This is a genomic window from Escherichia sp. WS1450 (assembly GCF_046487395.1).
GTDB lineage: Bacteria > Pseudomonadota > Gammaproteobacteria > Enterobacterales > Enterobacteriaceae > Escherichia > Escherichia coli.
In genome coordinates, this window is the sequence record NZ_JBJQJO010000009.1 from 161754 (window position 1) to 174736 (window position 12983).

Annotated in this window: 18 protein-coding genes; 8 read left to right on the top strand and 10 right to left on the bottom strand. The window is 47.2% G+C overall.

Annotated elements, in window-relative coordinates; translation table 11 throughout:
- Window positions 1–49: 49 nt before the first annotated feature.
- The 5 genes from dmlR to ACJHYR_RS13485 all read left to right on the top strand — a co-directional run bounded on the left by dmlR (window position 50) and on the right by ACJHYR_RS13485 (window position 2852).
- Window positions 50–973 (top strand): DNA-binding transcriptional regulator DmlR, encoded by a 924-nt coding sequence (gene dmlR / locus ACJHYR_RS13465; RefSeq protein ID WP_001061578.1) that lies wholly within the window; start codon window positions 50–52, stop codon window positions 971–973.
- A 126-nt stretch (window positions 974–1099) separates the two neighbouring features.
- Window positions 1100–1738, top strand: coding sequence for a leucine efflux protein LeuE (leuE, locus tag ACJHYR_RS13470; RefSeq protein ID WP_000457202.1), 639 nt, complete (start codon window positions 1100–1102; stop codon window positions 1736–1738).
- A 172-nt stretch (window positions 1739–1910) separates the two neighbouring features.
- Window positions 1911–2270: a DUF1971 domain-containing protein YeaR gene (gene yeaR / locus ACJHYR_RS13475; RefSeq protein ID WP_025210560.1), complete on the top strand. Its 360-nt coding sequence runs from the start codon at window positions 1911–1913 to the stop codon at window positions 2268–2270.
- A gap of 3 nt (window positions 2271–2273) precedes the next feature.
- Window positions 2274–2456, top strand: coding sequence for a DUF1869 domain-containing protein (locus ACJHYR_RS13480; RefSeq protein ID WP_000513737.1), 183 nt, complete (start codon window positions 2274–2276; stop codon window positions 2454–2456).
- A 147-nt stretch (window positions 2457–2603) separates the two neighbouring features.
- On the top strand, window positions 2604–2852 hold the full coding sequence (locus ACJHYR_RS13485; RefSeq protein WP_000512153.1) for a GlsB/YeaQ/YmgE family stress response membrane protein: 249 nt from the start codon (window positions 2604–2606) through the stop codon (window positions 2850–2852).
- A 58-nt stretch (window positions 2853–2910) separates the two neighbouring features.
- On the opposite strand, the gene yoaJ is transcribed toward ACJHYR_RS13485, so the two are convergent.
- The 3 genes from yoaJ to dgcP are packed head-to-tail and all read right to left on the bottom strand — an operon-like array spanning window position 2911 to window position 4144.
- Window positions 2911–2985, bottom strand: coding sequence for a protein YoaJ (gene yoaJ, locus ACJHYR_RS13490; RefSeq protein ID WP_072837369.1), 75 nt, complete (start codon window positions 2983–2985; stop codon window positions 2911–2913).
- A 2-nt stretch (window positions 2986–2987) separates the two neighbouring features.
- Complete coding sequence (locus tag ACJHYR_RS13495) at window positions 2988–3086, bottom strand: YoaK family small membrane protein (protein WP_001219350.1); 99 nt, start codon at window positions 3084–3086, stop codon at window positions 2988–2990.
- Window positions 3087–3118: 32 nt separating this feature from the next.
- A complete protein-coding gene (gene dgcP / locus ACJHYR_RS13500; protein ID WP_001306169.1) occupies window positions 3119–4144 on the bottom strand; it encodes a diguanylate cyclase DgcP in 1026 nt (341 codons plus the stop codon).
- Between the two features lie 182 nt (window positions 4145–4326).
- Here dgcP and yoaF point away from each other — a divergent pair, with 182 nt between their 5' ends.
- On the top strand, window positions 4327–4581 hold the full coding sequence (yoaF, locus tag ACJHYR_RS13505; RefSeq protein ID WP_000691930.1) for a DUF333 domain-containing lipoprotein YoaF: 255 nt from the start codon (window positions 4327–4329) through the stop codon (window positions 4579–4581).
- A gap of 21 nt (window positions 4582–4602) precedes the next feature.
- Here yoaF and ACJHYR_RS13510 read toward each other — a convergent pair whose 3' ends face one another.
- Together ACJHYR_RS13510 and nimT are read right to left on the bottom strand one after the other, a co-directional pair.
- A complete protein-coding gene (locus ACJHYR_RS13510) occupies window positions 4603–4950 on the bottom strand; it encodes a DUF488 domain-containing protein (protein WP_001025381.1) in 348 nt (115 codons plus the stop codon).
- Window positions 4951–5004: 54 nt separating this feature from the next.
- Window positions 5005–6186 carry a 2-nitroimidazole transporter gene (gene nimT, locus ACJHYR_RS13515; protein ID WP_001587137.1) on the bottom strand — a complete coding sequence of 394 codons (1182 nt, stop codon included), beginning with the start codon at window positions 6184–6186 and terminating at the stop codon, window positions 5005–5007.
- Between the two features lie 96 nt (window positions 6187–6282).
- Here nimT and nimR point away from each other — a divergent pair, with 96 nt between their 5' ends.
- Complete coding sequence (gene nimR, locus ACJHYR_RS13520) at window positions 6283–7104, top strand: DNA-binding transcriptional regulator NimR (RefSeq protein WP_000972237.1); 822 nt, start codon at window positions 6283–6285, stop codon at window positions 7102–7104.
- On the opposite strand, the gene ACJHYR_RS13525 is transcribed toward nimR, so the two are convergent.
- A complete protein-coding gene (locus tag ACJHYR_RS13525) occupies window positions 7061–7507 on the bottom strand; it encodes a DUF441 domain-containing protein (protein ID WP_000460707.1) in 447 nt (148 codons plus the stop codon). The two genes, nimR and ACJHYR_RS13525, sit on opposite strands and share 44 nt — an antisense overlap.
- A 169-nt stretch (window positions 7508–7676) precedes the next feature.
- On the opposite strand from ACJHYR_RS13525, the gene yoaI reads away from it, so the two are divergent.
- Window positions 7677–7781, top strand: a complete 105-nt coding sequence (gene yoaI / locus ACJHYR_RS13530; protein ID WP_000999630.1) for a small membrane protein YoaI — start codon at window positions 7677–7679, stop codon at window positions 7779–7781.
- Here yoaI and yeaK read toward each other — a convergent pair whose 3' ends face one another.
- From yeaK to ACJHYR_RS13550, 4 genes are all read right to left on the bottom strand, one after another.
- Window positions 7782–8285, bottom strand: a complete 504-nt coding sequence (gene yeaK / locus ACJHYR_RS13535; protein WP_000138043.1) for a mischarged aminoacyl-tRNA deacylase — start codon at window positions 8283–8285, stop codon at window positions 7782–7784. It abuts the gene before it with no gap.
- A 42-nt stretch (window positions 8286–8327) separates the two neighbouring features.
- Window positions 8328–9818 (bottom strand): diguanylate cyclase DgcJ, encoded by a 1491-nt coding sequence (gene dgcJ / locus ACJHYR_RS13540; protein ID WP_001322965.1) that lies wholly within the window; start codon window positions 9816–9818, stop codon window positions 8328–8330.
- Between the two features lie 180 nt (window positions 9819–9998).
- Entirely contained in the window at window positions 9999–11474 is a 1476-nt protein-coding gene (locus tag ACJHYR_RS13545) for a GGDEF domain-containing protein (RefSeq protein WP_072837363.1), read from the bottom strand.
- Window positions 11475–11620: 146 nt separating this feature from the next.
- A complete protein-coding gene (locus ACJHYR_RS13550) occupies window positions 11621–12904 on the bottom strand; it encodes a YeaH/YhbH family protein (RefSeq protein ID WP_072837364.1) in 1284 nt (427 codons plus the stop codon).
- Between the last annotated feature and the right edge of the window lie 79 nt (window positions 12905–12983).

Below are 12983 nucleotides of genomic sequence, written 5' to 3' on the forward strand. Positions count from 1 at the left end.
ACTGAAAAGGAATTAATCCCTGTAACTGGTGAAACATAAAACACGAATCATGAATAATTTACCGCTGCTGAACGATTTGCGCGTCTTTATGCTGGTGGCTCGCCGGGCTGGTTTTGCCGCCGTGGCGGAAGAACTGGGCGTTTCTCCGGCGTTCGTCAGCAAGCGCATCGCCTTGCTGGAGCAAACGCTAAACGTGGTGTTGTTACACCGCACCACCCGCCGCGTCACCATTACCGAAGAAGGAGAGCGGATTTATGAATGGGCGCAGCGGATTTTGCAGGATGTCGGTCAGATGATGGACGAACTTTCTGACGTGCGTCAGGTGCCGCAGGGGATGCTGCGTATTATCAGCAGCTTTGGTTTTGGACGACAGGTGGTGGCCCCGGCGTTATCAGCGCTGGCGAAGGCGTATCCGCAACTGGAATTACGTTTTGATGTGGAAGACCGGTTGGTCGATTTGGTCAATGAAGGTGTCGATCTCGATATTCGCATTGGCGATGATATCGCCCCTAATTTAATCGCCCGCAAACTGGCGACCAATTATCGCATTCTCTGCGCGTCACCGGAATTTATTGCGCAACATGGCGCGCCGAAACATTTAACCGATCTTTCTGCATTGCCGTGCCTGGTCATTAAAGAGCGCGATCATCCTTTTGGTGTCTGGCAATTACGCAATAAAGAAGGCCACCATGCGATTAAAGTTACCGGCCCACTGTCGTCTAATCATGGAGAAATTGTCCATCAGTGGTGTCTCGATGGGCAGGGGATTGCTCTGCGCTCCTGGTGGGATGTTAGCGAAAACATTGCCAGTGGTCATTTAGTGCAAGTGCTACCGGAATATTACCAGCCAGCGAACGTCTGGGCCGTTTATGTTTCAAGGTTGGCGACGTCAGCGAAAGTGCGGATAACGGTAGAATTTTTACGCCAGTATTTTGCCGAGCACTACCCGAATTTTTCACTGGAGCATGCCTGATTAATGATTCAATTATCGGGTTGATATCAGGTTAAAACCTGATTTTCTCCTTTCTAAGCCGCTACAGATTGGTTAGCATATTCACCTTTAATCGCGCATGATCGAAAGATAATTAAAGAGGTTAATGTGTTCGCTGAATACGGGGTTCTGAATTACTGGACCTATCTGGTTGGGGCCATTTTTATTGTGTTGGTGCCAGGGCCAAATACCCTGTTTGTACTCAAAAATAGCGTCAGTAGCGGTATGAAAGGCGGTTATCTTGCGGCCTGCGGTGTATTTATTGGCGATGCGGTATTGATGTTTCTGGCATGGGCTGGAGTGGCGACATTAATTAAGACCACCCCGATATTATTCAACATTGTACGTTATCTTGGTGCATTTTATTTGCTCTATCTGGGGAGTAAAATTCTCTACGCGACCCTGAAGGGTAAAAATAACGAGGCCAAATCCGATGAGCCCCAATACGGTGCCATTTTTAAACGCGCGTTAATTTTGAGCCTGACTAATCCGAAAGCCATTTTGTTCTATGTGTCGTTTTTCGTACAGTTTATCGATGTTAATGCCCCACATACGGGAATTTCATTCTTTATTCTGGCGACGACGCTGGAACTGGTGAGTTTCTGCTATTTGAGCTTCCTGATTATTTCTGGTGCTTTTGTCACACAGTACATACGTACCAAAAAGAAACTGGCTAAAGTGGGCAACTCTCTGATTGGTTTGATGTTCGTGGGTTTCGCCGCCCGACTGGCGACGCTGCAATCCTGATGCTTTCAGCCCGCGTTGTCGCGGGCTTCCCATCTGTAATCCTCCCTGATTCTTCTCTGATATGGTGCTAAAAAGTAACCAATAAATGGTATTTAAAATGCAAATTATCAGGCGTACCCTGAAACGGCTGGAATAAACCATTTTCAGCGCATTCACCGAAGGAGGGAAAAGGATGCTGCAAATCCCACAGAATTATATTCATACGCGCTCAACGCCTTTCTGGAATAAACAAACTGCGCCTGCCGGAATATTCGAACGTCATCTTGATAAAGGAACGCGCCCGGGAGTTTACCCACGCCTTTCCGTTATGCATGGGGCGGTCAAATATCTCGGCTACCCTGATGAACACAATGCAGAGCCTGATCAGGTGATCCTTATCGAAGCGGGGCAGTTTGCGGTGTTCCCTCCAGAAAAGTGGCACAACATTGAAGCCATGACTGACGATACTTATTTCAACATTGACTTCTTCGTTGCTCCTGAAGTCCTGATGGAAGGCGCGCAACAACGGAAAGTCATTCATAACGGGAAATGAATCATGGGCAAAGCAACGTATACCGTGACCGTCACCAATAACAGCAATGGCGTTTCTGTCGATTATGAAACAGAGACGCCGATGACTTTGCTGGTGCCAGAAGTGGCGGCTGAAGTGATAAAAGATCTGGTGAATACCGTGCGTTCTTATGACACGGAAAACGAACATGATGTTTGTGGTTGGTAATTATCACTGATCGTTGATGGCGCAATTTCTGCGCCATCGCAAAAAAATCCTCCGTGATGCTCGTCGCAAATCTTGCCCTCCCGATGTTGTGCTATGCTTTTTATCAGCGACTAACCCGCTAATGCAAAACAGATAAGTGAGGAAACAATGGGCATTCTGTCATGGATTATTTTTGGGCTTATTGCCGGTATTCTGGCGAAGTGGATCATGCCAGGTAAAGATGGTGGTGGATTCTTTATGACTATCCTGCTGGGGATAGTCGGTGCCGTAGTCGGCGGATGGATCAGCACGCTGTTTGGCTTTGGTAAAGTCGATGGCTTCAATTTTGGCAGCTTCGTGGTTGCCGTTATTGGCGCGATTGTCGTGCTGTTTATCTACAGAAAGATTAAAAGTTAACGCTTAAATTGCACAAAGGCTGCACACAGGCAGCCTTTGCTATTTTCTAGATGTGACGTTACCACCATCCCAGCTCAGTGCCGACTACGACAATAATCGCCACACCCATCATAATAATCGTTGTTTTTTTCATCTTTATGCTCCCGGGGCAGCATAGCCGCCAATAAAAAACCATGCTAAAAATACGACCGCTGTAATAAAGATTACAACCGGAAAAATAATACCGATTCGCATGTTATCACCAATCAAAAGGATGTGAATACGCCTCAGGAATGTAGCGCTGGATGCGCGACAAAAGGTGTTTTCTGTTTGTGTTTTTTCTCCTGATACATCGCGATATCGGCAGCATGCAGGGCACTGTCTGCATCGGTCGTTTCAGGATCGACTTCTACTATGCCAAGACTGGCACCGGGATAATACAAATCAACATCACCTAAGTGATATTCTCCGCGTATTTGCTGCTGAATACGTTCTCGCAGAGACGAAATATCCGCATTCTCGTTGTTCAGTGAAACAACCAAAAACTCATCACCGCCGAGACGACCAATAACTTCGCCATTTTGCTGGAGCGTATTAAGGCGCTCGCCAACCTGAATGAGGAACAAATCACCACTATTATGACCAAAACGATCGTTGATTAATTTGAAGTTATCCAGATCGATAAACGCGATCATTATCTTATGGTTAAGATGTCGGGCGAGAGAAAACAGCGTCGTCAGGTTTTCAAAAATCGCCCGCCGATTCGGTAGCCCGGTTAACGAGTCGGTATACGATTGCGCAATCAGCGCAGCATTGGCTTCGCGCAGCTGTTCAACCAGTGCCTCTTTTTGAATATATTGTGCAATCAGTCCGGCGAATAACTGTAAAACCTGTTCCGCGCGTTCACTCCACTGGCGCTTCTCACTACTGGCGGCGCAAAGCGTGCCATAGAATGATCCATCCGGTAAGTGAATTGGCGTGCTCAGAAATGTGGTGATGCCAAGATTGCGTGCCGCAATACAGTCGCCCCAACGGTCAGGGACTTCATCGCTGAAAAAGCAGTTTTCATCAATGGCGCGTTTGCATAACGAGTAATCCCACGAGACGGTAAAATTCTCCGGGATGTGCATTTTCTGGCTGTTACGGGCAAACATAATATGCTGCAGGCGCGCTTCGACATCCACTTTGGTCAGGTAGGTTGATTCCATATCAGTGACCATTTCCAGCATCTCCAGAAGCTGTCGGACCAGACTTTCCAGTGACTGTTCTTTGGCAAGGGATTGCGAGACGCGGGCGATAATCTGATCTGACACGAAACAACTCCAGGATACGGCGGGTAAATGCTGATTATTTAATCTTTGCAGGCATGATAAAACATCATCAACAAAGATGAAACAAGGCGTAATATGATTTGAGTGAATGTAATAAAAATAGTGCTGCAAAACAAAACGATACCGCGATACTCTAAGTCTGGATAAATATGTGAGATCAATAAATGAAAATTATCAGTTTTGTTCTGCCTTGCTTGCTGGTCCTGGCTGGTTGTTCAACCCCTTCTCAGCCAGAAGCACCCAAACCGCCGCAGATTGGTATGGCAAATCCGGCGTCGGTCTATTGCCAGCAGAAGGGCGGGACGCTCATTCCAGTGCAGACAGCGCAAGGGGTCAGCAACAATTGCAAATTACCGGGCGGTGAAACGATTGATGAATGGGCATTGTGGCGACGGGACCATCCGGCTGGTGAAAAATAACCGCCGGATGCTGTACTAAAATCATAAGCTACGTAGCCAGTCGGCCAGCACCAGCGCATGGTTCTGCGTGGTGTTTTTGGCTGAGTAGAGCAGGGTCAGCGGCTGTTTTTTGGCGATGTCCGCCAGCCGCTTTCCTTCTTGCTCGTGTTGCGCCAGTTCTGCAAGATATTGCTCGCGAAAGGTTGCAAAATCGACGACTTCGCCGTGAAAGGCTTTGCGCAGTTCCGTTGACGGCGTGATTTCTTTATCCCACTCATCAAGGGCTAAATCGGTTTTTTTGATACCGCGCGGCCAGAGGCGGTCGACCAGTACGCGATATCCATCGCTCTGTTCAGCCGGATCATAAACGCGTTTGCACTGAATATTCATCTTGTTTGTTCTCCCTTTCACGCATGATTTGTCACGTCACTATAGCACCGGATATTAGCGAATTTCTTTGTCTCTCCCGGCGCAAAGTCCGAAAATCGCCATCAGTAGTGAAAGTATGGCAACACCCATCAATGGTATGGACCAGTCACCGTTAGTATCGTGTATTTTACCCATCAGCGGCGGCCCACAGGCTGCCAGCAAATACCCGACGGATTGTGCCATCCCCGAGAGTGCCGCCGCCTGATGCGCAGAACTTGCCCGAAGACCAATGAACGTCAACCCCAGTATCATTGTTGCGCCGGAACCAAAACCGAAAAGCAGAGTCCAGGTGATCGCGTGCGCTGGCATAAAGCAGAGCCCAACCGCGCCCACTGCGCACATCAAGGCAACGAACGCTGCAATACCACGCTGATCTTTCACATGATGTAAGAAAAGTGGGATCAGCAAACCGGGAGCTGCTGTGGCTAGTTGCAGCAAACCATGCAGTGAACCCGCCTGTGCTTCGCTATAGCCGTGACTGATGAGGATCGCCGGAAGCCAGCCAATAATCACGTAATAGACCAGTGAGTTGATCCCAAGAAACAATGTTACCTGCCAGGCAAGCGGAGAACGCCAGATACCCCGAGTATGTAAGGCGCGTGAGGTACTCAAATTTGCATGTTGTTGACTTCGCCACTGTGGCAGCCATAAACAAAGAGCCAGCAGAGGAAAACACATCAGCATGAGCAACGCGCCTTGCCAGCCAAAACCGTTCAAAGCCAGCGGCACGACCATAGCCGATCCCAGTGCCGCTGCAGCTCCCATTGTCAGGGAATATGCGCCGGTAAGTCTGGCGACGGAATGAGGGAAATCGCGTTTAATTAATCCTGGCAGTAAGACATTGCCTAATGCAATTCCACCGCCAATGACCGCTGTACCGCCAAATAATAAGTAAGGCGAAGGGAGAGAGCGAATTGCGATACCAGCACAGATCAAAAGTAACGCGGCAAACAGGCTACGTTCCATACCAAAACGTCGCGCCACCGGGGCAGCCAGAGGTGAGATTAGCGCAAAGGCTAATAATGGCAGGGTTGTCAATAAGCCGGTTTGCGCCGTCGTCAGCGAGTAAGCGGAACGAATCGTATCCAGTAACGGTGCTGCGCCGGTAAAGGTGACGCGTAATGTTGTGGCAATCATCAGAATACCAGCGATAAGGACAATCCTGTTTTTGCCGCTTAATGAAGTTGAACAGGTCATATGCTTCTCATTGTTACAAACGAGGCTGTACCTTACCGTTTTTATTGTTATGTTGAATCAAGCTAAAATGACAAATTATCGCTAAATTCGGACAAAATGATGCACAGGTTGAATCTCAATGGCTATGAACCCGACCGACACCATGAAGCCGCGGTCGCATTTTGTATTCACGCCGGAACGGATGAGTTAACCAGTCCTGTACATCAGCACCGCAAAGGACAGCTGATACTGGCGCTACATGGTGCAATTACCTGTACGGTGGAAAATGCTTTGTGGATGGTGCCACCGCAATATGCGGTTTGGATACCGGGCGGGGTGGAACATAGCAATCAAGTGACAGCTAACGCTGAACTCTGTTTTCTGTTTATCGAACCCAGCGCAGTGACAATGCCGACAACCTGTTGCACATTGAAAATATCGCCCTTATGCCGGGAATTAATTTTAACCCTGGCAAACAGAACGTCGACTCAGCGTGCTGAGCCGATGACCCGCAGATTAATTCAGGTCCTGTTTGATGAACTCCCTCAGCAGCCACAACAACAGCTGCACCTACCCGTTTCTTCTCATCCTAAAATTCGCGCGATGGTGGAGATGATGGCGAAAGAGCCCGTCGAGTGGGGGTCATTGGGGCAATGGGCTCGCTTTTTTGCGATGAGTGAACGCAATCTTGCCCGACTGATAGTGAAAGAGACGGGGTTGAGTTTTCGCCAGTGGCGTCAGCAGTTACAGCTGATTATGGCGCTTCAGGGATTAGTGAAAGGCGATACTGTACAGAAAGTTGCTCATACGCTGGGGTATGATTCAACAACGGCCTTTATTACTATGTTTAAGAAAGGCCTGGGGCAAACGCCAGGCCGATATATTGCGGGATTAACTACTGTTTCCCCACAATCAGCGAAACCAGACCCGCGGCAATAAGCGGGCCAACCGGTACTCCGCGAAACAGCGCCACGCCCAAAACAGTGCCCACCAGCAGCCCGGCGACCAGTTGCGGCTGGCTGCCCATTAACGTCACGCCGCGCCCACCTAGCCAGGAGACAATAACGCCTACTGCAATTGCCACCAGCGATTTCCAGTTCAGAAACGAGTGAATCAGGGTTGAGGGCGGTAGCGTCCCGCTGGCGATGGGGGCCATAACGCCAATCGTCAGAATGATTATCCCGATACTTAGCCCCTGTTTTTCAATCCACGGGAAAAAGGTGCTTAACGGTGTGACGCGGACAATGATTAACACCAGAATTGAAACGGCGACAGTGGTGTTATGACTGATAAAGCCCAGCGCAGCTAACCCGAGCAGGATCAGCAAAGTGACATCAAACATCGTGGTTTCCTTGCCAAAGAATAATAAGCCTGCTTACTTTACGCTTGCTGCAGGAAGGAAGTAGAAAATCTTTACGTTTTTTGCATAAAAAATCAGGCGATCTGTCATCAAACTGCCATTTGCGCACGCTAACAATAACGTGAAAACAGCTATCTCCCGGGGGCATACTATGAACGATCAAATGTTCGTCGAGACTCTGATTATCACGTCATCGTTTTTTGCCATTGCTGTTGTGCTGGTTTTGTCCGTTCTTCTTATCGAACGGACAGGCTAGTTACGCAGTGCGGCGGAAATTGACCAGTTCTGGTTGCGCAATGCGCAAATAATCCGCGGTTTTCAAAATAACGGATTTATCCAGCATGCCTGCATTGAAGGCGATTTCATCAAATCGTTCGAAGAGTAGGGGGTCGGCAACCAGTTTGAGTTTTGGATGGAAGCTGAAAGGGGGGATCGCGCCGAAGACACAGCCTGTGAGTTCATCGACTTCCGCCGGGCTGGCCAACGAAGCGCGTAATCCGCCTATATGGCTGGCGAGTTGGCTCAGATCGGCCTGTTGATCGGCCGCGAGGATCGCCAGAACATGTTGATTTACACCATTGCCTTTGACTTTACATACCAGTGCCTTAGCCCCCTGGCCTAAAGCGGTGCCACGAATTTCTGACACCGCTTCACATTTACCTACCGCTTCATGGGTAACGACGCGGAAGTCAGCACCTTCTTGTGATAATAAAGCGATTAACCGCTGATGCGTCACGCTTCCTTTAGCCATTTCAGTCATTTCATGCTCCTGAGATTACAAGCAAACAACCATAGAAGGTTATCATGAACGGCTGTTTTTGTTCTGCTTATTGACATATAAACGCTCATCGGAAGCTTTATACGCATCATGTAACGTATCGTTTTCTTTCATCGCGTAAATACCGGAAGAGAAGCCGATCTCTTTCTGCGGCGCGATATGTTGCAGACGTTTTTCGATACGTTCAGGCAGTTGTGCTGCAATTTGCGGCGTCGAATCGACAAGAATGATGCAGAATTCATCGCCACCGAGTCGGATGGCATAATCACTTTTACGAATTGACTGTTTAATCGCCTGCGCTAATAACGTAATCGCTAAATCCCCCTCCTGATGACCGAGGGTGTCATTTATTTGCTTTAACTTGTCCATGTCAATTGCAATAAACATCACCGAAGAACCGGATTGCACCAGTTTTTGCAACCGCTGCTCCAGTTCAGGGGTTAAAATTTTGCGATTATAGAGTCCAGTCATCGCATCACTAATATTTTCTCGCGACACATTTTGGTATAAACGGAAGTGCATCCGCACCATATTCAGCAAAATTAACGCCGTCAAAATCCAGAACAGAACGCTTTTCCACGAAGACGTGATAAAGTAAAGAATATCAATGGATAACGAGACACGAATGCCGCCCGGTAAGTCATGGACGTAACTGACATACTGGAACAGATTGTCTTCGCTCTGGTTGATGATAATGTCGCGCCCCGAATCGGTATCGGTTAGCGTGACATTGAGAAAACGCCAGAGGAGAGGGCGGTCATGAGTGTAAAAGATATTCCGCAGATTGTTTTTGTTAATATCCAGCAGCACAATCCCTTTTAGCTGCCCTGCGACATATACCGGCGTCAGCAAACTCATCACGTTCTGTTTAGTACGCTGATCCTGGTAAATGCTCGATAAAACGGTACGCCCGGTAAATACCTTTTCAATATCTTTGCGATCGATGCCAATACTTCCTGACTGCAGGAAAGACCAGTTATTCATCGCAAAGTATTCAACATTAACCGGCTCATAAAAATAGACATAGCGGTCATTGAGATCGAGATAATAGTGAAATTTCTCTTCGGCCATCCCAAGACCTGAACCGTAATCATCCTGGTGGCGGTTGCCTTCCACTGCCTGATCAAAAGCGGGTAATAGTGCTGCAGCTTCCACAATTGTGTCGCAGTCAGTGGATGCGGTTTGTAGTGTGCCGCGTAAGCCAGGGTATTTATGGGCAGTCAGGTTTAAGCCATGGGTATTATTGGCAGACTCAAAAGCCTCGCAGATGGTGCGCCGCTGTTCTGGCGACACTTCCGACTGCTCAGCAGCGAGAGCGCGCATCACATGCGCGGCAATACTCTGATTCTGATACTTATCATAAAGAAAGGAGGAGTCTGCTCTCTGCACGATATAGCGCAGATAGGCACTCATTGCTCTGTCACTGGCGACAAGTTCAAAAATAAGGAAGGAAGATGTCAGCACAATGACACTTGCGGCGATAAAATGCCGGAGCATTCTATGGTGCAATTTCATGATAAATGGCACTCCTTCGGTTAGTGAAACGAGAAAACCAGATAAAGTTCGATTGCGGCCTGGCACAGGGGCGCTAATTATACTCATCTCTGCGCCGCTGGGGAGGGGAAATTTAGGGGTAATAGTAATAAATTGTATGCAAAAGCCACGCAAAAAGCATGGCTCTGAATATTTTTGCACTTAAATATGATGAATAATCACTTTGTTGCCCCCCTCGCTTTTCGCTTCGCGTAAGGCTTTATCTGCTTCCGTCATGACAAGCGAGATATTACGTGTGTCACCCGTTGAAAAAACCGTGCCAATACTGATGGTCATTTGCTCAGGAACATCATATCTGTTACTAAAGCCGGTCAGGAATTCGACATTTTTACGCATACGTTCCGCAATGATTTTTGCCTGGGCACTATTCAGTTCGGTAAATAGCAAGCCAAACACCTCACCCTCCAGTCGCGCTAAAATATCATCGGGGCGGATGCTTTGCTGGATAATATCGACAATTGAAACCAGCACTTTATCACCCACACGATGTCCCCATTGGGCATTGATGCGTTTGAACTGATTAATATCAACCAGCATGACACAGAAGTCCTTAACAACAGGTCGCGACAATAATGACTCTACGCTGTTGAAAAAGTAGCGGCGATTATAAATATTGGTCAGCACATCATGAACTGCCAGTTTGCTGGAGAGTTGCAGTTCCTGAAAAATGTTATAAATCAGAAAAGACACAACAAACAGTTTACTGGAGACTTCAATCCCGCGACTGATATACCAGATGGTGTAATTATACTCATCCAGAGTTAGTAGAAGTAAGTTGCAGCATAGCGATGCCAGACATAATAATGCTATTAACGGCCATAGTTCGCTGGCTAATCGTGTGCGCATGATAATAAAGAACAGTAAAAATGCCCACAGACAAACCAATATTTTTGTATAGTTGATTCCCCAGGTCGCAGTATGGTTGTCCGGACAGTAATCGACGACATACAAAGAATAGTCAGCGTTATAACTGCTCAGATTGTGTGCCAGAAGGGGAAAAACTAAAAAAGGAATCAGTGCCAGTAACAGAATGCCAGTTTTTCTCTTATTGTTGTCAAGGATGTTGTCTTTCCCATAACAAAAGAGCGCCAGCGAGGTTAAACAAATGAAACTGAGTTGGCGGAAAATATAGAAAATAGAAACATCATTCGACTTTGTCTGGATCAGTGTACTGCCGTTGATTGGTTTATGGATAATTACAATGGTTTCAACTAAATAGATAAGGCCACTTAAAAATGCAAGGCTTAAAATGAGTGTTGGTAAAATTTGTTTGTTAGTGAAATACTTCATTAACATGAAAAGAAAAATGACGGCGTTAAGGAAAAACAAAGCCACAACAACCATCAGGTAATTCATCTGTGGGATGAGTTTTACATTCGTGTTTTCGTTATATAAGGTAGTAATGCAAAATAAAATTAACGTCAGCAATAAGCTGAAAATAAAAAAGCCTTGAGCTTTTAATTTTTGTGTACCCATAGAAGCCATAAAAAGGAGAGCAATGTGAGTGCTGGATTTTATTGATGGCAGAGATATATAGTTTTGACTAGGATCAATTTTCGTTAACGATAAAAAATATTTAAAGAATAACCCCAGGGAAACACGTGTTGACCGAATCATTTTTCCGAATGATTGTTTTCTGGAACTAAATTGTGTAAAGGTTATGCTGTCATATTTAAAGCGATTGTAAGCTAATGTATGTAATAAATGAGATAATTTACAGTGAGCTAAAAATCAGCCAGGCGATAATGACCCGGCTGATAGTTTTAGTCTTTAGCTGTTGCATTTTGTTTATGAAACAGTTCACGGAACACCGGATAAATATCATCCTGGTCGCGGATATGCTGCATCGCAAAGTTGTCGAAAGTAGATTGCAGATGCTCATATTCTCGCCACAGTGTCTGATGTGCACGACGGGTAATTTCGATATAGCTGTAATAACGAACGACGGGTAATAATTTTTTCGCCAGGATTTCATGGCAAAGCGGAGAGTCATCGGCCCAGTTATCGCCGTCCGATGCTTGTGCCGCGTAAATATTCCACTGTGCCGGGTTATAACGCTCTTTCACTACCTCATCCATCAGTTTCAGGGCGCTGGAAACAATGGTGCCGCCAGTTTCCTGCGAGTAGAAAAACTCATGTTCATCGACTTCTTTCGCCTGGGTATGATGGCGGATGTATACGACTTCCACGTTCTTATACGTTCTGCTAAGGAACAGATACAGCAGAATATAAAAACGCTTAGCCATATCTTTAGTGGACTGATCCATTGAACCGGAAACGTCCATCAGGCAAAACATCACTGCCTGGCTGGAGGGATCGGGCCGCTTCTCGTAGTTCTTGTAACGTAAATCGAAGGTGTCAATGAAAGGGACGCGTTCAATTTTGGCACGTAATTCTGCAATTTCTTTGCGCAGACGTTCCTCTTCCAGCAGTTGCGCAGGTTCACTATTGCTGATGATGGCCAAATTCTCTTCCAGCGCATGAAGTTCCCGCCGCTTGCCCGCCGTCATGGCTGTGCGTCGTGCCAGTGAGTTCTGCAATGAACGCACAACACTGATATTGGCCGGAACGCCGTTAGCGGTATAACCCGCACGATGCGTTTTATATTCGGTCAGCTGGCGTTGTTGGTTTTGTTTCAGATTCGGTAAGGCCAGATCTTCAAAGAGCAGATCAAGATACTCATCTTTCGAAATCTGAAAGACAAATTCATCCTGACCTTCACCATCCTGGCTGGCCTGGCCCTGACCACTGCCGGAACCTCCGCCGCCACCCTGGGGACGTTCAATTCGGTCATTCTGGACGAAATGGTCATTGCCCGGATGCACGCGGTGGTGCAGACCGCCACGCCCCTGATGAAACATCGGTTCGCTAATATCTTCCGTGGGAATGGATACAGACTCGCCGCTGTCGACGTCAGTCACCGAACGCTTATTAATGGCCTCGGAGATCGACTGTTTAATTTGCGCTTTATAACGGCGTAAAAAACGCTGGCGATTCACCATGCTTTTGTTTTTGCCGTTCAGACGCCGGTCAATAAACCAGGTCATATGCCCCCCGTACTACATTTGCCAACTGTATGCTACGCCTGTGTTGCCGCTTCTCTGGCCCACGGTTCGCTGTCGTTGT